Origin of the sequence: Brevundimonas diminuta (genome assembly GCF_022654015.1) — a bacterium.
GTDB lineage: Bacteria > Pseudomonadota > Alphaproteobacteria > Caulobacterales > Caulobacteraceae > Brevundimonas > Brevundimonas diminuta_C.
The window spans coordinates 2,726,308-2,745,587 of the sequence record NZ_CP073063.1 but is presented as its reverse complement, the minus strand read 5'-3'; the positions used below and the strand labels follow the sequence as shown (position 1 = coordinate 2,745,587).

The following is a 19,280-nucleotide window of genomic DNA, read 5'->3' as shown; positions in this document are numbered from 1 at the left end:
GGGGGGAACCGGCCGCATGACCAATGCTGAACTGAGCGTGGCCTTCTTCCTGCAGATGGCGATCATCATCGCCGCCTGCCGCATCGTGGGCTGGCTGGCCAAACGCTACCTCGGCCAGCCGCAAGTGGTGGGCGAGATGATCGCCGGGGTGATCCTTGGCCCGTCGCTGTTCGGCCTCTTGGCACCGGACCTTCAGGCGGCCCTGTTCCCCAGGGAGTCGCGGTCGATCCTGTTCGTCGGCGCCCAGCTGGGCGTCGGCCTCTACATGTTCCTGGTCGGGCTGGGCTTCCGTCGTGACCACTTCCGGGCCAATGCGAAGAGCGCGGCCGCCGTGTCGCTCGCCGGCATGGCCGCGCCCTTCCTGGTCGCCGTCGCCATCGCACCCTGGCTGATCAGTCAAGGCTTGTTTGGTTCGGGCCTCCAGACCTGGCAGGCCATGCTGTTCATGGGCGCGGCCATCTCGATCACGGCCTTTCCCATGCTGGCGCGCATCATCCATGAGCGGGGGCTCAGCGGCACGCGGTTGGGATCGTTGTCTCTCGCGGCCGGCGCCATCGACGACGCCGGCGCCTGGTGCGTCCTGGCCATCGTCTTGGCCAGCTTCGGCGCGGGACCGATGGTGGCGGTGACCGCCATCGCGGGGGGCGGGGCCTTCGCCCTGTTCATGCTGACGGTCGGACCGAAACTGCTGGCGCCGTTGGGGCACATCGTTGAGCGGGAAGGGCGATTGAGCCCCACCGTTCTCGGCATCGTGCTGATCCTGTTCATGCTCAGCGCCTGGGCCATGGACGCAGTCGGCATTCACGCCGTCTTCGGCGGCTTCATCCTGGGCGTCGCCATGCCGCGCGGCCTGCTGGGCGAGGAAATCCGGCGTCAGTTGGAGCCGTTCGCCGTCCTGGTGCTGCTGCCGATGTTCTTCACCTTCTCGGGCCTGAACACCCAGCTGACCATGGTCAATAGCCTGGGGTTGCTGGCCGTCACCGTCGTCATCCTACTGGGCTCGATCCTGGCCAAGGGCGGCGCCTGCTGGGCCGCCGCGCGCCTGACGGGTCAGGACAACGCCACGGCCATGGGCATCGGCGCCCTTATGAACGCGCGCGGCCTGATGGAGCTGATCATCATCAACATCGGCCTGCAAAAGGGCGTCATCGGCCCGGCCCTGTTCTCCATCCTGGTGCTGATGGCCATCCTCACCACCCTGATGGCCTCCCCCCTGTTCGAAGGGGTTTACGGCAGGAAGGCGAGGGCGCGGGGCGAACTGGGCACGACCGGTGATCACGACGACGCTGCGCCGGTACGCGCCTAAATCCAGATCCACAACTCGAGGGCGCCGCCTGTGAAGTATTTACACATCAAAGGTTTGGCGCTGGTCGCAACCCTCGTCGGCGCCTCTATGGATGCGAACGCCCAGACGCCAGAACCAAGGGTGATTTCGATCGATGTCGGCGGTGCGTCCACGCCCCGCGATCGCATGGCCGAGTTCTCGGTCGGCGCCGACTATCCCGGCACGACGATCCGTCCCGAGGCTTTGGCGCAGTTGAAGACGGCCCACGACGAGCTGGGTTTCCGCTACATCCGCTTCCACGACATCTTCCATGACGACATGGGCGTCTATCGTGAAGTGGACGGGCGCCCGGTCTACGACTGGACGCGGATCGACCATCTGTACGACAGCTTTCTGGCGATGGGGATCAAGCCCTTCATCGAGCTGGGCTTCACGCCTGATGCGATGAAAACCTCGGACCAGACGCTCTTCTATTGGAAGGGCAACACCTCGCACCCGCAGCCGGAGAAATGGACAGGTCTGATCGACGCCTTCGTAAGGCACCTGATCGACCGCTATGGCGCCGAGGAAGTGCGGAGCTGGTATTTCGAGTTCTGGAACGAGCCGAACCTAGCCGGTTTTTGGGAAGGGGCCGATCAGGCCGCCTACTTCGACTACTATGGGCGTACGGTCCGCACCATCAAGGCGATCGATCCCGCCATGCGCGTCGGCGGGCCTTCCACGGCAGGCGCCGACTGGGTTCCTGCTTTTCTTGCCTATGCCGACCAGCACGATCTGCCGGTCGATTTCGTCACCACCCACACCTATGGCGTCGAAGGCGGCTTTCTGGACGAGAAGGGCGAAGGCGACAACAAGCTGTCGCGCAACCCTGACGCCATCGTCACCGACGTACGCAAGGTGAGGGCTGAGATCGAGGCTTCGACGCGTCCGAGGCTGCCGCTGTTCTTCACGGAATGGAGCACCAGCTACAATCCGCGCGATCCGATCCACGACGACTATTTCGGTGCGGCCTATGTGTTGGACAAGCTGCGTCGAAGCGAAGGTCTGGTGCAAGGTATGAGCTACTGGGCCTACAGCGACCTGTTCGAGGAACCTCGCCCGCAGACGAAGCCGTTCGACGGCGGCTTCGGCCTGATGACGCCGCAGGGCGTGCGCAAGCCGACGTGGTTCGCCTACAAATACCTGAACAGCATGGGCGACCGAGAACTGCCGACCGGCGACAATCAGAGCATCGCCACGCTGAAGGGCGACACGGTTCAGGTGTTGGCCTGGCGCTATGAACTGCCGGATCAGCCGGTCAGCAATCGGCCCTTCTTCCGCCAGGTGCGCGAGCCGGCGGCCGCCGCGCCGCTGCGGATCGCACTGAGCGGTCTTCGTCCGGGCGTCCACTCCGCCTCGGTCCGACGCGTCGGCTTCAAATCCAATGACGCCTACACCGCCTATCTCGAAATGGGGTCGCCCGCGACGCTGTCCGAAGAGCAGTTGGGGACACTGCAAACCTTGACCCTGGACGAGCCCCAGACCGTCACAATCACCGCTAGCGCTGACGGAACGGCGCAGGTGGATTTGCCGATGCGTGTCCAGGATGTGGTGCTGGTCGAAATCGGCGCGCGTCCGATCACTGAGCGCGAGCGTGTCTGACGTCGGTGCGGGCAGCAGCGATCTGCCTATGATCGCAAGCGGGTTTCGGCGAACATCGCGCGATGGGCGCGGGAACGGTGGACGCGCCGTGTTGAGCGTGCTGCTGTCCTTGCCGTGACCGATCAACAGACTCCTCGCCGCAATCACACCATGGGCGACATCGCGCGTCTCGCCGGTGTTTCGCCTATGACCGTATCGCGGGTGGTCAACGGCGATGCGCGGGTGCGCGAGACGACGCGTGAGCGGGTCGAGGCCATCATTCGTGAGACCGGCTATGTGCCCGATCCCGCCGCTCGGATTCTGGCGCGGGCCGGGGGCGGGCGGATCGGTCTGCTCTACGCCAATCCGTCCAGCGCCTATCTGGCCGAACTGCTGTCCGGCGCCCTGGACGGGGCGCGGTCGGTTGGGCTGCTGCTGCTGATCGAACCATCTCGACCGGGCGCGCCGGACGAGGAGCGGGAGGCCGTGCAGAGGCTTGCGGCCGGCGGAGCTCAGGGGGTGATCGTGCCGCCGCCTTTGGGCGAGTCAGCGGCGACACTGGACGCCATCGCCCAGAGCGGCATGAAGGCGGTGGTCCTGGCCGCGCCCGCGCTTCGTGAGGGTCTGATCTCCCTGCGGGTGGACGACCAAGGCGCAGCGCATGAGATGACGCGGCATCTGCTGGGACTGGGCCACCGCGTGGTCGGCTTTGTCGAGGGCCATCGCGACCAGAGCGCCAGCGCCGATCGCCGCCAAGGCGCTCAGGCCGCCGTCGATGCGGTTGCGGGCGCCAAGATGTGGGCCGAGGCGGGCGACTTCACCTATCGTTCCGGTTTTGAGGCCGGCAAGAGGCTGCTGGCTCGTTCGCCCCGACCGACGGCCATCTTCGCGAGCAACGACGACATGGCCGCCGGGGTACTGGCCGCCGTTCATGCGGCAGGCCTGTCGACGCCGGGCGATATTTCGGTAGCGGGTTTCGATGACACCTATCTGGCCGCGAGCGTCTGGCCCACTCTGACCACCATTCGCCAGCCGGTCGCCGAAATGGCCCGGTCGGCCGCCGTCATCTTGGGGCGGGATGGTGAGGCGGAGGGTGCTGTCCCCCACCAGTTCATCGCCAGAGAAAGCACGGCGCCTCCGCACGATTGACATCCGTCCTTCGCTCAAAGATGTTAGCGCTAACACGTCTGAGAACGTGGGGAGGATGAGATCGTGTTGCTTGCTGAATGCCTGCCGGCGGACTGGCGCGACGCGCGCCTGCTGGGACGCGTAGTGACGGAGGCCGGCCCTTCGCCCGTGCTGGCGCGGGGCGGGCGGCTCTACGACCTTTCGAACCGTGTCGCGACCACGGCCCAGGCAGTCGCGTTGGACGATTTGGATCCGGCGGGCGTGGACATGGGGCCGCTGGACGAACTGATGGTCGCCTCCGCTTGGTCGTCGGGTTCGGGTGCCGTTAAACTACTTTCGCCGCTGGACCTGCAATGCATCAAGGCCTCGGGCGTTACCTTCGCCGTCTCGGCGCTGGAACGGGTGATCGAGGAGCGGGCGCGCGGCGACGCCGATGCGGCCAATGCGGTGCGTCAGTCGATCCTCGACCGGATCGGCGGCGACCTGAAGGATCTGCGTCCCGGCTCGGCGGCGGCCGAGGCCGTCAAGACGCAACTGATCGCCGAGGGGCTGTGGTCCCAGTATCTTGAGGTCGCCATCGGCCCCTATGCCGAGATCTTCACCAAGGCGCCGGTGCTGGCCTCGGTCGGCTGGGGCGCCGAGGTGGGGGTGCGGGCGGACTCGGCCTGGAACAACCCGGAGCCGGAGGTGGTGGTCATCTGCGATCCCGCCGGCCGGCCGGTCGGCGCCAGCCTGGGCAACGACGTCAATCTGCGCGACATCGAGGGGCGCTCGGCTCTGCTGCTGGGCAAGGCCAAGGACAATAACGCGTCGGCCTCGGTCGGCCCCTTCATCCGCCTGTTCGACGACGGATTCAGCATGGATGACGTGCGCGCCGCCACCGTCCGTCTGGAGGTCGAGGGAACGGACGGCTTCGTCATGACGGGCGAAAGCTCGATGAGCCTGATCAGCCGCGATCCCGAGGAACTGGTGCGCCAGACCCTGAGCGCGCACCAGTATCCCGACGGTTTCGCCCTGTATCTCGGCACCATGTTCGCGCCGATCGACGACCGCGATGCGCCGGGCAAGGGCTTCACCCACAAGATGGGCGACCGGGTCCGCGTCTCGTCCGAGAAACTGGGCGTGTTGGAAAACATCGTCGCGACCTGCGACCAGGCCCCGCCCTGGAAGTTCGGGGTGCTGGAGCTGATGCGGAATCTGGCCGGTCGCGGCCTTCTGGGAGTCTCCGCATGAGCGGCGCCATCTATCCGTCGCTAAAGGGCCGTCTGGTCGTCGTCACCGGCGGCGGTTCGGGCATCGGCGCAGGCTTTACCGAGGCTTTCGCGCGCCAAGGCGCTCGCGTCATCTTCTTTGACATCGCCGAGGCGGAATCCAAGGCGTTGGAGGCCTCGCTGGCCGAACTGTCGCCAGCTCCGACATTCCATCAGTGCGACCTCATGGACGTGTCCGCCTTGCAGGCCTGCCTGGCCGAGATCATCGCCGAACAGGGTCCCATCGATGTCCTGATCAACAACGCCGCCAACGACGACCGTCATACGCTGGCGGAGGTGACGCCCGATTACTGGGACAATCGGATCAACGTGAACCTGCGTCACCTCTATTTCGCGGCCCAGTCGGTCGCCGCCGGAATGCGCGAGAAGGGCAGGGGCGTCATCATCAACCTCGGCTCGATCAGCTGGCACCTGGGGCTGCCGGATCTGTCGCTTTACGAAACCGCCAAGGCGGGCATTGAGGGCATGACCCGCGCCCTGGCGCGCGAGCTGGGCGGCGACGGCGTACGCGTCGTCTGCATCGTGCCGGGCAACGTCCAGACCCCGCGTCAGATGAAATGGTACACGCCGGAAGGCGAGGCCGAGATCGTGGCGGCGCAATGCCTGCCCGGTCGTCTCCAGCCCAACGATGTCGCGGCGCTCGGCCTTTTCCTGGCGTCCGACGATGCGCGTCTGATCACGGGCCACGAATATTTCGTGGACGCTGGCTGGCGATAGGGTTTTCTGAGTTTCACGCCCGCGTCAGACGGGCTTTCGGAGGGAATATCGATATGGCAGGACCGACGGGGGGCTCAGACCCCGACATTGTGGGCGATGACCGCGTCAACATGGCCTTCATCGCCCTGATCGTGGCGGTCGCCACCATCGGCGGCTTCATGTTCGGCTATGATTCCGGCGTGATCAACGGCACCCAGGACGGCCTGGAGGCGGCCTTCAACCTGTCGGCTCTGGGCACCGGCTTCAACGTCGGCGCGATCCTGCTGGGCTGCGCCGTCGGCGCCTTCATCGCGGGACGCCTGGCCGACGCAATCGGCCGTCGCACGGTGATGCAGATCGCCGCCGTCCTGTTCATCATTTCAGCCTTCTGGGCCGGCGCGGCCGACAGTTCGGCCCACTTCATCATCGCCCGCTTCATCGGCGGCCTGGGCGTCGGCGCGGCCTCGGTCCTGTCGCCGGCCTATATCTCCGAAGTGACGCCGGCCTCGATCCGCGGCCGACTGTCGTCGGTGCAGCAGATCATGATCATCACCGGCCTGACCGGCGCCTTCGTGGCCAACTACGCCCTGGCCAAGACCGCCGGCGGATCGACGGCGGAGTTCTGGCTGGGCTTCCCCGCCTGGCGCTGGATGTTCTGGCTGCAGGTCATCCCCGCCGCTGTCTATCTGATCGCCCTTCTGGTCATCCCGGAAAGCCCGCGCTTTCTGGTCGTCAAGAAGAAGGACGCCCAGGCCGAGGCCGTGCTGTCCAAACTGTTCGGTGCGGGCGCCGGTGCGCGCAAGGTTCAGGAAATTCGCGCCTCGCTGGCGGCCGACCACAAGCCCAAGTTCGCCGATCTGCTGGACCCGGCGACGAAGAAGGTGCGCCCCATCGTCTGGGCCGGGCTGATTCTAGCCGTGTTCCAGCAGCTGGTCGGCATCAACATCGTCTTCTACTACGGCGCGGTGCTGTGGCAGTCGGTCGGCTTCTCCGAGAACGACGCGCTGCAGATCAACATCCTGTCCGGCGTCCTGTCGATCGCCGCCTGCCTGGCCGCCATCGCCGTCATCGACAAGATCGGCAGAAAGCCTCTGCTGCTGATCGGTTCGGCCGGCATGTTTGTGACCCTGGCTGTCGTCGCCTGGTGCTTCTCCAAGGCCGCCCTGATCGACGGATCGCTACACCTGGACGACCAGACCGGCCTGATCGCCCTGATCGCGGCCAACGCCTATGTGGTTTTCTTCAACTTCAGCTGGGGCCCGGTCATGTGGGTCATGCTGGGCGAGATGTTCCCCAACCAGATGCGCGGTTCGGCCCTGGCCGTCGCCGGCTTCGCCCAGTGGATCGCCAACTTCGGCATCTCGGTCAGCTTCCCGTGGATGGCCGCGACGCTCGGCCTGGTCGTCACCTACGGCTTCTATGCGGTCAGCGCCCTGATCTCGTTCTTCCTGGTCCAGGCCTGGGTGAAGGAAACGCGCGGTCGCGAACTGGAAGACATGACGGGCTGATTTTCGCCCTCCCATAGCCATCTCCCCGAAACGGGCGGCGCTCCCCCGCCGCCCGTCAGCCTTATGAAAAGGACGTCCCATGACCGACACGCTTGAACTTTCGCACTGGATCGGCGGCGAGAAGGTCGCGGGCGCGTTTGCGGGCGAGAGCCTGAACCCGTCGGATACCCGCGACGTCGTGGCCCGCACGCCCAAGGGCGGTGCCGCCGAGGTGGATCAGGCCGTCGCCGCCGCCCGCGCCGCCTTCCCCGGCTGGTCCGACGCCTCGCCCGAGGTCCGCTTCGACGTGCTGGACAAGGCCGGTTCGCTGATCATGGAACGGGCCGCCGTGATCGGTCGCCTGCTGGCCCGCGAAGAGGGCAAGACCCTGCCCGAGGGCATCGGCGAGACCATGCGCGCCGCCCGCATCCTGAAATATTTCGCCGGCGAGGCCCTGCGCGTCCACGGCCAGAACCTGGCCTCGACCCGTCCGGGCGTCGAGATCCAGACCTATCGCCAGGCGGTCGGTGTGTTCGGCCTGATCACGCCGTGGAATTTCCCCATCGCCATTCCGGCCTGGAAGATCGCCCCGGCCATCGCCTTCGGCAACACGGTCGTCATCAAGCCCGCCGGCCCGACCCCGGCGACGGCCGAGGCCCTGATCGCCGTCCTGCACGAGGCGGGACTGCCCAAGGGCGTGGTCAATATGGTCATCGGCGACGGCGACGTCGGCCGCGCCATCGTCGCCCACCCCGGCATCGACGGCATCTCCTTCACCGGCTCGCAGGCCGTCGGCGCGGGCGTGGCCGAGGGCGCGGTCAAGCGCCAGGCGCGGGTCCAGCTGGAGATGGGCGGCAAGAACCCGCTTATCGTTCTGGACGACGCCGATCTGGACCGGGCCGTCAACATCGCCCTGGACGGCAGCTTCTTCGCCACCGGCCAGCGCTGCACCGCCTCCAGCCGCCTGATCGTTCAGGACGGCATCCACGACCGTTTCGTCGCCGCCCTGGCCGAGAAGGTCGCGGCCCTGCGCGTCGGCAACGCCCTTGATTCCAACACCCAGATGGGTCCGGCCGTGACCGAGGCCCAGCGCGAGGTCTCCTACAAATATATCGACATCGCCCGCGAGGACGGCGGCCGCATCGTCACCGGCGGCGAGCGTCTGAACCTCGACGCGCCCGGCTGGTACGTCCAGCCGACCCTGATCGCCGACACCGCCGCCGACGCCCGCATCAACAACGAAGAGGTCTTCGGCCCCGTCGCCTCGACCATCCGCGTCGCCAGCTACGAGGAGGCGCTGGCCGTCGCCAACGGCGTCGAGTTCGGCCTGTCGGCGGGCATCGTCACCCAGTCGCTGAAACACGCCCGCGACTTCCAGAAGAACGCCAGGGCCGGCATGACCATGGTCAATCTGGCCACCGCCGGCGTCGACTATCACGTCCCGTTCGGCGGCTCCAAAAAGTCCTCCTACGGCTCGCGCGAGCAGGGCTTTGCGGCGGTGGAGTTCTACACCCAGATCAAGACCTCATACTCGGCGGGCTGATCGATGAGCGAGCCGGAACTGATCTGGGACGTCCAGGCGGAGCTGGGTGAAGGCCCCGTCTGGGACGCGGCGCGCGCTGCGCTGTGGTTTGTCGACATCAAGGGGCGAAAGCTGAATCGCTACACCCCCGCGACCGGCGATAAGCGCTCGTGGGACACGCCCGATCAGACCGGCTTCGCCTTGCCCGCCGAGGACGGTTCGCTGGTCTGCGGCGTGAGGGGCGGTCTTTATCGTTTCGACCCGGAGGAGGGCGACTTCTCCCGCTTCCAGCCGGTCGAGGAGGACCGACCCCAGAACAGGCTGAACGACGGCTTCGTCGCGCCGGACGGCTCGCTTTGGTTCGGTTCGATGGACGACCGCGAACAGGTCGAGACCGGCGCTCTCTACCGCTGGTTCCGGGGCGAGCTGACGCGGCACGACGACGGTTACGGCGTCACCAACGGCCCGTGCCTCAGCCCCGACGGCCGCACCCTCTATCACCACGACACGTTGAAGAAGACGATCTTGGCTTTCGACCATGCGGACGGCGTGATCTCGAACCGGCGCGTCTTCGCCGTGACCGAGGACGGCTATGCCGACGGTCCCAGCATGGATGCGGCTGGCGTGCTGCACGTCGGCCTGTTCAACGGCTGGGGCGTCGCCCGCTTCGCGCCTGACGGGACGCGGATCGGCAAGATCGACATGCCGGTCCAGACCGTGACCAAGGCGGCGTTCGGCGGCCCCGACCTGCGCGATTTCTATATGACCACGGCTTGGTTGGGGAACGCCGACAAGCGCGCGGAGCAGCCGACCCTGGGCGGCCTCTATCGCGTCCGCGTCGAGACGCCGGGCCTGCCGCAGAACCGGATCCGCCTATGATCGCCCTGACGGCCGGCGACTGGCGCGCGACCTTGGCCCCGGAGCAGGGCGGGGCGGTGCTGAGCCTGGACTGGCGCGGCCGGCCGGTGTTTCGCTCCACGCCCGAAGGCGCGACCGATATTCTGGAGACAGCCTGTTTCCCTCTGGTCCCCTACGCCAACCGGATCGCCGACGGGCGATTCGTTTTCGAGGGGCGTGAGGTCCGCTTGCAGACACTGGAACGGTTCGCCCCCCACGCCCTGCACGGCGACGGCTGGCTCTTGCCCTGGACCGTCGAAAGCCAGACGACCAACCGGGTCGAGATGACGCTGGAATGGTTCCCCAAGGCCGACGCTGATGCACAGGGTTGGCCCTGGCCGTGGCGCGCTAGCCAGACTGTCGAGTTAAGCGACCAGGGCCTGACGATCACCTTGTCCGTGACCAACTTCGGCGATGCGGTTATGCCCGCCGGCCTCGGCCTGCATCCCTATTTCCATCGCCATGCAGACAGCCGCCTGACCTTGTCAGCTGAGGGTGTCTGGATCACCGATGTACGAGAGATTCCCGAACGCTTGGCGCCGCCCACCGAGATCGCGGACTGGTCGAACAGCCTGACCCTCGCTGACGCGCCATTCGTCGATCACGCCTACGTCGGCTGGACGGGCGAAGCGGTCATGGACGGCGGCGGCCAGCGCATCATCATGACCGCCGACGCCCCGGCCCGCTGGACCCAGGTCTATGCCCCAAAGGGCGCCGACTTCTTCTGCGTCGAACCCGTCACTCACTGTCCCGACGCTTTCAACGGGCCCTCATCTTGGGGAAACAGCGCCAATGGCCTGATCGCACTGCAGCCCGGCGAAAAGTTGACGCTTCACATGACTGTTTCAGCCTCCGCACACGCATAGTCGGCCCCCAGATCGCGAGGTGGGGTCGCAGACGCCCAAAATCCATGGCTACCGGCCAAAGAAGGTTGGCTAGGCCGCCAAGACCGACGCAGATGGCGCCAGCCATTCCAGTTCATCGCCGTAGGGATGGCAGTGGGCCAGGACGCGGGTTTCACCGGTGGGCCAGGCTGTCAGCCGCAACTCGACGCGGCTGCGGTCGCGGGTCCATTCGAAGCTGATCCAGAGCAGCGGGTGGTCGGCGTCGGCGCGGCGGCCGGCGGTCGAAAGGAGCGCCGTGATCTGACGCCGGTCGTCGTCGCTGAGATATTGCAGCACCATGGTGTGCATGACGACGCGGCAGCGCCCAACCGCCTGCGGCTCGGCCAGCCGGTCAGCCAACCAGGTCACGGCGTCGCCTTGATCGATACGCGGCGGATGATCGGCGGCGATGCACAGGGCGTTCTCGAGGCGTTGGGTGCGCGCCGGCTGGTCGGCCCAAGCGAAGGCCAGCAGACGTTCGCGATGCGCCGGGTCTGCGGCGTTCAGCGGGTTTAGATCGACCCCGCGCGCCGCCACGATCGAGACCGGGCCGACCTTCGGCGACGCGCCTTGCCACAGGGGCTCGATCTGCACGTCCGAGAAGGGGTCGCCGGCTGACGCCGACCCAAGGGCATAGGCGTAGCGATCCAGATTCAGGTTCAGGCCGCAACTGGACCCGAGCTCGAGCAGCTCGAAGGGCATGGTGCGATCCAGAGGGGCGGCCATCAGCGCGCTCATCAGCGCGGCGGCGCGCGCCACCTCGTTCGTTTGCGGCGGATGGAGGATCCAGTCGGCGATGTATCGATCGTTCCGGGCCAGGGCGTCGGCGACGGCCGCGTCGAAGTCGGTGTGTTCGCGACGATAGAGGCTGGTCAGGGCGTAGGACCGGCCCGCCCGCGCCAGGGCGTGCAGGGCGCCGTTCAAACGGAGGGCCAGGGCGGCTGCGGTCTGATCCCCCTGCCAATCATACAGCCGTGCGGCGGTGAGCGGCGCGTGCGAAAGTTGCCGGCTCGCGGCCTCGAGAACGCCGGCGACGAAGGGTGACCCCATGGCGCGGCAGCGGTCGGCCTGGGCCGCAAGTTCCTGGGTGAACCGATCGGCGACGGGGCAGGTCATCCAGTCACCAATGGCATCGTCGCGCATTCCGAATAAAACGAACTGTTACTTATCTGTCCCGGCCTCAAGAAGTATTCGCCCGGAAGTTGCGGCCCGGCGTTGCTTGAAGCGGCGACGGGAGGGGTGACTTACCTATGATCACCTCGCTTAACAGCGCGTGAATCTCGCAAAATTCAGGTCCGGTCGATGTAAGCGGCCGGGCGTCGCCAGCTTAACTATCTTTTTAGTCGTTTCGTCATAGGGATGGATAGTCACCTGAAAAACAGGGTGTTTTGCGTGGCTCGAACAAGGGTCGGGCTGCGCGCATTGGCGTCAGCTGAGTAATTAGCTGCCTCTAGGTAAGTATAAGTGCGTAACGGGGGCGAGCTCATGATGTCCAAGATGCGAATTCCGAAGAAGCTGCGGCTTTCCTTCACCCTGATCTGCGTCTCGGCGGCGGTCATGATGGCGGTGTTCTTCGCCACGATCATGATGATCCGCGCGTCCATTGAGAGCAACAATCTCAGCCGCACGATCGAAGCGCAGGCGATGTCGCTGGAAACCGCGATCCTGCGTCAGAACAGCCAGTTTCGGGGCTTTCTGGTCACCGGCGACGAGACCTATCTGAAATCCTACTACGAAGGGCGCGACGAGTTCGACAAGGTCGTCGTTGAACTGAAGGGACATCTGGGCGACGCCGAAAAGCAGGCCCTGCTGGAAAAATCGCGCTTGGCCACCCTGGCCTGGAGAGCCGATTGGGGCGATCGCATGATCGCCGAGGTTCGCGCCGGCAAGCGTGAGCAGGCCCAGCAAGAGGTGCGCGACGCCGGCAAGAAGGTTCTGGTCAGCGACGCCGTCCTGCCTCTGCGAGACCTGCGTGAGGCGGAAGCCGCCGTCACCGAGAAAAATCTGGAACGTCAGCAGGCTGCGATCGTCACCGCGATCATCGCCCTGATCGTCGGCGGCATCGCCCTGATCACGATCGCCATGGTTCTGTCGGCCATGCTCACCCGCATGATTGCGCGCCCGATCACGGTCTTGACCGAAGCCATGGGGCAGCTGGCCAAGGGCGACAACGACATCGTCGTCGACGCCAGCCATGCCGATGAACTGGGCGACATGGCGCGCGCGGTTCTGGTGTTCCGCGACACGGCGCTGGCCAAGGCCGAGGCCGAACGGGCTAAGGCGGCCGCCGATCTGGCCAAGGACGCCGCCGAGCGCGAGAAGATCGTCGCCGACGCCGCGCAACGTCACGTCGTCGAGGCGCTTGACACGGCTTTGGAAGCCCTGGCCGCCGGCGATCTTACCCACACCATTCGCACGCCGTTCGCCCCGGAATATGAGCGCCTGCGCACAGCCTTCAACGTGGCGGTGCAGGGCCTAGAAGAGAGCCTGGCCAGCGTGGCCGGGTCGGCCCAGAGCGTGCGGCTGGGCGCCACGCAGATCTGCTCGGCGTCCGAAACCCTGTCGCTGAGAACCGAACAGCAGGCGTCCAGCCTGCAGCAAACCACCACCGCGACCAACCACGTCACCGACATGGTCGGCGACACTGCGCGCAGCGCGGCCAACGCCCGCAACGCTATCACGCTGGCTAATGGCGACGCCGCGGACGGTCGCGTGATCGTTGAAGAAGCGATCGTCGCGATGGACGCCATCAAGGCCGGATCGCAGGAGATCGGCGAGATCATCAACATGATCGACGCCATCGCCTTGCAGACCAATCTTCTGGCCTTGAACGCCGGCGTCGAGGCCGCGCGAGCGGGCGATGCCGGACGCGGTTTCGCCGTGGTCGCCGGCGAGGTGCGCGAACTGGCCAAGCGCACCGTCGACGCCGCCAAGGATATCAAGCAGCTGATCAGCAAGTCGTCGGACGAGGTGCGGCTGGGCGTCGATCGCGTGGGCGAAACCAGCGAGATGCTGGCGCGCGTCGTGTCCAAGATCGGCGACGCCAACACCCTGATCGTGGACATCGCGCAAGGGGCGCAGGTCCAGTCCGAGAACCTGAAGCAGGTCAACAGCGCCGTCGGCAGCATGGACCGCATGACGCAGCAGAATGCCGCCATGGCGGAAGAGGCGACGGCGGCTGCGCGCATCCTGGCGACCGAAGCCGACGAGCTGGCGACACTGGTGTCCAGGTTCCGGCTGAATACGACGACCTCTGCCGCGCCGGCGCCTCGTCGGGACACCGCGTCCGCACCCAGGTCGGCGCCCAAAGTCATCCGCACGGTCGGTGCGCTCGCCCTGTCAAGCGACGCGACCGATGACGACTGGAACGAGTTCTAAGATATCGATCCAGTTGAGTCTTGTAGAAACCGGCGCAACAATCCGAACTTCATAAGCGCCGTTATGTCAGTATTAATCCGTAGTCTGGCATTATAAATCATCAAACACATCCGTGTTTTATTGATAACAGCCATGCAAGAAACTGCATGGAAGAATTTCCGAACGAAAATCAGTTGTCCAGTCTCTATACTGCAAGACAACGCCTTGGAGGCTTCCTTGAAATCCCTGTACCTCACGGCCGCGTTTGCGCCGCTTATCCTCGCCATGCCTGCTCATGCGCAGACGCAGCCTGCGCCGCAGCGCCAGACGGCCTGGGAGGCCAGCCGGACGCGGGCCAATGACGACGTGATCGTGACGGGGGTGGCCAAGGCGCGCGACAGGCTGGACAGCGCGACCTCCACCAGCTCGATCAACGATGTCGAGATCGCCAAGATCGGCGCCTATTCCATCAACGACCTGTTCCGCACCATCCCCGGCATTCGCGCCGAGGCCAGCACGGGCGAGACCAACGGCAACTATACGATCCGCGGCCTGCCGATGGTCAGCACCGGCGCGAAGTATCTGCAGTTCCAGGAAGACGGTCTGCCGGTCCTGGAGTTCGGCGACATCCTGGCGTTGGTGCCGGACTACTTCATGCGTTACGACTTCAACGTCGGCCAGATCGAGTCCATCCGCGGCGGGTCGTCCTCGACCTTCGCCTCGAACGCGCCGGGCGGCGTGATCAACCTGATCTCGCAGACGGGTGAGGTCGAAGGCGGCTCGGTTCAGGTGTCTTCGGGCCTGGATTACGACACCTATCGCGGCGACTTCAGCTATGGCGGTCATCTGAGCGACACCGTGCGCTTCCACGTCGGCGGCTTCTATCGCGAGGGTGAAGGCCCGCGCGACGCCGGCTTCACGGGCAACAAGGGCGGCCAGATCAAGGCCAACATCACCAAGACCTTCGACGGCGGCTTCGTGCGTCTGTACGGCAAGATCCTGGACGACACCGTCATCGCCTATGGGCCGACGCCTCTGCTGGTGTCCGGCACGAACGACGATCCCAACTACAGCGACGTTCCGAACTTCTCGATGACGCGCGACACCCTGACGTCGCGCAACACCACGGTCTTCCCGCTGCTGGACGGCGACAACAACCTGAAGCGCGTCAATCTGCAGGACGGCAATCAGGTTCAGGTGCGCGCGCTGGGCTTCCAGACCCGCTTCAACCTGCACGGCTGGACGATTTCCGAGCACATGCGCTACGCGCAGCAATCGGGCGATCAGTCCTTCAACTATCCGCTGGCCGTGGTGCCGGCGGCCCAGGCGCCGCTGGCGTTCGGCCGTCGTCCCGGGACCCTGGCCTATGCGACGGGGCCGCGCGCCGGTCAGGCGATCACCAGCCCGACGACCCTGAACGGCAACGGCCTGCTGGCCTATTCGACTCTGGTCCACACCGACATCGACAGCCTTGACAACTTCACCAACGATCTGCGCGCCAACCGCGTCTGGAAGATCGGCGGCGGCGACCTGACGACCACCGTTGGCGTCTACTCGGCCCAACAGGATCTGAAGTTCGATCGCCAGTACATCCCGTTCCTTCAGGATGTCGTGGGCGGCGGAAACTCGGCCCTGGTCGACATCTTCAATACGAACGGCACGCCCCGCACGCAGGACGGCGTGGTCAACTTCTTCGGTCCCTCGGGCGCCGGGTCCAACTCGCGCACCGATGTGACCTACAAGGTGCTGGCGCCCTACGCCTCGCTGAACTACCGGCTGGGCAAGCTGGCGCTGGGCGGATCGATCCGCTTCGACAGCGGCGACGTCAGCGGCCGCACGGTCGCCAACGGTCTGACCGACGTTCGCACCATCGACGTGGATAACGACGGCGTCATCTCTGAAGCCGAGCGCACCTTCGCCTTCGCCCCGGCCGCCAGCGCCACCCCGGTCGACTACGACTACGACTATGTTTCGTATTCGCTCAGCGCCAACTATCGCGTCTCGGACAGCTTCTCGACCTTCGCCCGTTACAGCGAGGGTGCACGCGCCGCAGCGGACAAGATCCTGCGTTCGCCGGCCATCAGCAATGTCGACGGCGACCTGCTGCAGGCCGACGCGGCCTATGATCCGGTGAACCAGGCCGAGATCGGCATGAAGTACCGGGCCAACGGCCTGTTCGCCAACGTCACGGGCTTCTGGGCCGAGGTCAGCGAGACCAACCAGCAGATCCGCGCGGATGCCAGCGGCGTCACGCGTCTGGTGCTGGTCCAGCGCAGCTACGAGGCCAAGGGCGCCGAGTTCGAGGCCGGCGTGCGTCACGGTCCGTTCAGCCTGACCGGCAGCGCCACCGTCACCAGCGCCGAGATCACCAAGGCCGAGGATGCGGCTCTGGTCGGCAACTCGCCGCGTCGTCAGGCCGACCTGATCTTCCAGGTCATGCCGCAGTACGAGACGGACCTGTTCACGGTGGGCGCCAGCGTCGTCGGCACGACCGAGAGCTATACGCAGGACGTCAACCAGCTGAAGATGCCGGGCTACGCCACGGTCAACGCCTTCGTCCAGGTGCGCCCCATCGACCGCGTCGTGCTGTCGGTGACCGCCAACAACCTGTTCGACGAAACCGCCCTAACGGAAGTGTCGGCCGACAGCCTGCCCGCCAGCGGCGTGGTCCTGGCCCAGGCCCTGCCTGGCCGCACCGTCACTGCGGCAGTCCGCTTCTACTTCTGATGCAAGGCAGGCTTCCGGGCGTGAGCCTGGAAGCCTGTTCCGTCAGAGCCTATATCCAGTGACAGCGGGCGGCGTTGTTGAGGAGGCGGGCGGATTCGAAGATCAGGTGATCGGCAGATAAGGGCTTGGGGATTACGACGTCGGCGCCGGCGCGTGAGGCCAGATCGCGATGGTTGGACGAGGCGTTGGCCGTCAGCATGGCGATTGGGAGCCTGTTGATCTCGCGCTGCTGTTCGCCTCTGCGGATGCTGCGGATGGCCTCGACGCCGTCCATGACCGGCATCTGCATGTCCATCATGATCAGGTCGTAGGCGTGCGCCGACCACAGATCGACGGCTTCCTGGCCATTTTCGGCGACATCGATTTGACAGCCGAAGCCGCTGAGAAGCGCCTGGACGACCTGCTGGTTGACGAGATTGTCCTCCGCCAAGAGGATCCGCGCGCCATAGAGTCGATCCAGCGCCTCCACATGGCTCTCGCTTTCGCGGGTGATCTCGCCGCTGGGACCCATCGGCAATTCGAGAACGAAGAGCGTTCCCCGACCGGGCTTTGAGCGCACCCTGAGGCCGCCGCTCATCAGCTCCGCCAGACGACGACTGATGGAGAGGCCCAGGCCCGTGCCGCCGAACCGCCGCGAGATGGAATCGTCGGCCTGGCTGAACGGCGAGAACAGCAGTTTGGCCGTCGATCGGTCAAAGCCCATGCCGGTATCGGCGACGCGGATGCGAAGACGCCCGGACGGCGTCGAGTAGCGCGCATCCACCAGCACCTGGCCGACCGCAGTGGACTTGATGGCGTTGGAGACCAGGTTCAGCACGATCTGACGCAGGCGGGCCCCGTCGCCCATGAGATGGGCTGGAAGACCGTCCAACCGGGAGATCAGCTCAAGTCCCTTTTCGCTGGCCAGCGGCCGCATCAGATCGACCGCGCCGGAGATGGTGTCGGACGGCGAAAAGGGTTCGTCGACAAGGTTCATCTCGCCGGCCTGGATTTTGGACAGGTCCAGCACGTCGTCCAGGATGCGCCTCAGCGTTTCGCCGGACTTGATGATCAAATCGACTTTTTGACGCGCATCGTCGGGCAGGTCGGCGCCTGACAGGGACTGCGCCAGGCCCAGGACGCCGTTCAACGGCGTGCGGACCTCATGGCTCATGGTCGCGAGGAAGGTGTCGCGCAGCGCCGCGGCGCGTTCGGCGACCAGCCGCGCTTCCGAAAGGGCCTCCAGAGCCAGCACATGTTCGGTCACCTCGAAACGGATGGCCGTATAGGACGTCGGGCCCTCGGGACCGCTGAGCGCCGGCACGATGGTCGTATCGACCCAGTATAGGCTGCCGTCCTTGCGGCGGTTCCGCAACGTGCCGGTCCACACCTTGCCGCTGCGGATCGTGCGATACAGATCCTGGAAGAAGGCCTTGGAATGCAGGCCGGAGTTCACGATCCGGTGGGTCGAGCCGATCAACTCTTCTCGGCTATAACCGCTGACTGCGACAAACTTCTCGTTACAGTCAATGATGACCCCGTGTCGATCGGTCGTCACCAGTATAGCGGCGACTTCGAGCGCTCTTCGAAGCTCGGCATCGAGCGCGCCTCCCGTGCTCATCCCCAGCGATCGGTTCGCTGTCAAAGGGTGGGCAGGATGTCTTTTGACCGACGCCATCGGCTCTTTCCGGTTGTTGCCTCACCACTTCTGTTCCCAAAGGCTTGCGTGGCAATCTAGGATTGCACCGGTGTGAAATCATTCTGTTCTGGATGCGGTGTTAGGGGTTCGGTATCCCTAAGGGTTGACCTTCGTCTATCTTGTAGGTTGCGGCCAATCCTGTCACACCAGACCTATGGGTGTTCGGGGGACGATGGACGAGTTCACCGTGCGGGCGTTCGATGACCCCGCGATGGCGCTGTATGCGCTCGACACCGCCTTGCTCGAACTCGATCGCCAGCTTGATCGCGTCCTGCGCGCCGATGGTCAAAGCAATGCCGCCGTCCGCGCCTTGAGCCTGATCGCCGGCGAGGGCCGTCGCGGCGTCAAACAATGCGCTCTGGGATCGACGCTTCAGGCGCCGCCGGCCTCGCTGTCGCGTCTGGTCGATCATCTGGTTCGCGCCGATCTGGTCAAGCGTTCACCCCATCCGAACGACCGGCGCGTCACCATGCTGGAAATCACCGAGGCAGGCCGCGCTGTTCTGGACGATCGGCGGTCGCAATACGGGCGTCTTGCCGGACTGTTGACCAGCGAGGGTCTGAAGACCGCCGCCCAGCTGATCCCGCTGTTGCAGGCCATGGCGAAGGACGTCGGTCACGCCGCGACCTGACGTCAGACCGGCGCAAACAATGCTTCCGCTGTGAAACAGTCTACAGGCTGAAGAGACTTCAACCGGCCTTTAGATCGAACCTCGTCCAACTGACCGC

General features: G+C 65.5%; 14 protein-coding genes. 12 read left to right on the top strand and 2 right to left on the bottom strand.

From position 1 onward, the window contains the following. Window positions 1–16 precede the first annotated feature (16 nt). The 9 genes from KAK88_RS13665 (at window position 17) to KAK88_RS13625 (ending at window position 10,772) form a co-directional block, all read left to right on the top strand. Window positions 17–1,306 (top strand): cation:proton antiporter, encoded by a 1,290-nt coding sequence (locus tag KAK88_RS13665; RefSeq protein WP_242077035.1) that lies wholly within the window; start codon window positions 17–19, stop codon window positions 1,304–1,306. Window positions 1,307–1,336: 30 nt separating this feature from the next. Further along, window positions 1,337–2,926, top strand: a complete 1,590-nt coding sequence (locus KAK88_RS13660; RefSeq protein ID WP_431307192.1) for a GH39 family glycosyl hydrolase — start codon at window positions 1,337–1,339, stop codon at window positions 2,924–2,926. A gap of 114 nt (window positions 2,927–3,040) precedes the next feature. Further along, window positions 3,041–4,054 carry a LacI family DNA-binding transcriptional regulator gene (locus tag KAK88_RS13655; protein WP_242077034.1) on the top strand — a complete coding sequence of 338 codons (1,014 nt, stop codon included), beginning with the start codon at window positions 3,041–3,043 and terminating at the stop codon, window positions 4,052–4,054. A 63-nt stretch (window positions 4,055–4,117) separates the two neighbouring features. Then, window positions 4,118–5,266 (top strand): fumarylacetoacetate hydrolase family protein, encoded by a 1,149-nt coding sequence (locus KAK88_RS13650; RefSeq protein ID WP_242077033.1) that lies wholly within the window; start codon window positions 4,118–4,120, stop codon window positions 5,264–5,266. Then, on the top strand, window positions 5,263–6,021 hold the full coding sequence (locus KAK88_RS13645) for an SDR family NAD(P)-dependent oxidoreductase (protein ID WP_242077032.1): 759 nt from the start codon (window positions 5,263–5,265) through the stop codon (window positions 6,019–6,021). The genes KAK88_RS13650 and KAK88_RS13645 overlap by 4 nt, the downstream gene beginning before the upstream one ends. A gap of 53 nt (window positions 6,022–6,074) precedes the next feature. Further along, a complete protein-coding gene (locus KAK88_RS13640; protein WP_242077031.1) occupies window positions 6,075–7,508 on the top strand; it encodes a sugar porter family MFS transporter in 1,434 nt (477 codons plus the stop codon). 79 nt (window positions 7,509–7,587) lie between these two features. After that, window positions 7,588–9,030: an aldehyde dehydrogenase family protein gene (locus tag KAK88_RS13635; RefSeq protein WP_242077030.1), complete on the top strand. Its 1,443-nt coding sequence runs from the start codon at window positions 7,588–7,590 to the stop codon at window positions 9,028–9,030. A 3-nt stretch (window positions 9,031–9,033) separates the two neighbouring features. Then, complete coding sequence (locus KAK88_RS13630; protein WP_242077029.1) at window positions 9,034–9,888, top strand: SMP-30/gluconolactonase/LRE family protein; 855 nt, start codon at window positions 9,034–9,036, stop codon at window positions 9,886–9,888. After that, the gene (locus KAK88_RS13625) at window positions 9,885–10,772 is read left to right on the top strand and encodes an aldose 1-epimerase (RefSeq protein ID WP_242077028.1); all 888 of its coding nucleotides are present in this window, start codon (window positions 9,885–9,887) and stop codon (window positions 10,770–10,772) included. The genes KAK88_RS13630 and KAK88_RS13625 overlap by 4 nt, the downstream gene beginning before the upstream one ends. A gap of 69 nt (window positions 10,773–10,841) precedes the next feature. Here the strand turns inward: KAK88_RS13625 and KAK88_RS13620 are convergent, their stop codons facing one another. Then, on the bottom strand, window positions 10,842–11,933 hold the full coding sequence (locus KAK88_RS13620; RefSeq protein WP_242077027.1) for a DUF2332 domain-containing protein: 1,092 nt from the start codon (window positions 11,931–11,933) through the stop codon (window positions 10,842–10,844). A gap of 345 nt (window positions 11,934–12,278) precedes the next feature. Between KAK88_RS13620 and KAK88_RS13615 the strand changes: the two genes are divergently transcribed. Both KAK88_RS13615 and KAK88_RS13610 read left to right on the top strand, forming a co-directional pair. Beyond that, window positions 12,279–14,168, top strand: a complete 1,890-nt coding sequence (locus KAK88_RS13615; protein WP_242077026.1) for a methyl-accepting chemotaxis protein — start codon at window positions 12,279–12,281, stop codon at window positions 14,166–14,168. A gap of 216 nt (window positions 14,169–14,384) precedes the next feature. Continuing rightward, window positions 14,385–16,874, top strand: coding sequence for a TonB-dependent receptor domain-containing protein (locus KAK88_RS13610; protein ID WP_242077025.1), 2,490 nt, complete (start codon window positions 14,385–14,387; stop codon window positions 16,872–16,874). Between the two features lie 49 nt (window positions 16,875–16,923). Here the strand turns inward: KAK88_RS13610 and KAK88_RS13605 are convergent, their stop codons facing one another. Further along, the gene (locus KAK88_RS13605) at window positions 16,924–18,474 is read right to left on the bottom strand and encodes a PAS domain-containing hybrid sensor histidine kinase/response regulator (protein ID WP_242077024.1); all 1,551 of its coding nucleotides are present in this window, start codon (window positions 18,472–18,474) and stop codon (window positions 16,924–16,926) included. A gap of 250 nt (window positions 18,475–18,724) precedes the next feature. Between KAK88_RS13605 and KAK88_RS13600 the strand changes: the two genes are divergently transcribed. Further along, complete coding sequence (locus KAK88_RS13600) at window positions 18,725–19,183, top strand: MarR family winged helix-turn-helix transcriptional regulator (protein ID WP_242077023.1); 459 nt, start codon at window positions 18,725–18,727, stop codon at window positions 19,181–19,183. Window positions 19,184–19,280 lie beyond the last annotated feature (97 nt).

Bases quoted from the DNA above. Each gene is read 5' to 3' on its own strand.
- KAK88_RS13635 (WP_242077030.1), top strand. From the start codon at position 7,588: ATGACCGACACGCTTGAACTTTCGCACTGGATCGGCGGCGAGAAGGTC.
- KAK88_RS13630 (WP_242077029.1), top strand. From the start codon at position 9,034: ATGAGCGAGCCGGAACTGATCTGGGACGTCCAGGCGGAGCTGGGTGAA.
- KAK88_RS13665 (WP_242077035.1), top strand. From the start codon at position 17: ATGACCAATGCTGAACTGAGCGTGGCCTTCTTCCTGCAGATGGCGATC.
- KAK88_RS13615 (WP_242077026.1), top strand. From the start codon at position 12,279: ATGTCCAAGATGCGAATTCCGAAGAAGCTGCGGCTTTCCTTCACCCTG.
- KAK88_RS13625 (WP_242077028.1), top strand. From the start codon at position 9,885: ATGATCGCCCTGACGGCCGGCGACTGGCGCGCGACCTTGGCCCCGGAG.
- KAK88_RS13600 (WP_242077023.1), top strand. From the start codon at position 18,725: ATGGACGAGTTCACCGTGCGGGCGTTCGATGACCCCGCGATGGCGCTG.
- KAK88_RS13645 (WP_242077032.1), top strand. From the start codon at position 5,263: ATGAGCGGCGCCATCTATCCGTCGCTAAAGGGCCGTCTGGTCGTCGTC.
- KAK88_RS13640 (WP_242077031.1), top strand. From the start codon at position 6,075: ATGGCAGGACCGACGGGGGGCTCAGACCCCGACATTGTGGGCGATGAC.
- KAK88_RS13620 (WP_242077027.1), bottom strand. From the start codon at position 11,933: ATGCGCGACGATGCCATTGGTGACTGGATGACCTGCCCCGTCGCCGAT.
- KAK88_RS13605 (WP_242077024.1), bottom strand. From the start codon at position 18,474: ATGAGCACGGGAGGCGCGCTCGATGCCGAGCTTCGAAGAGCGCTCGAA.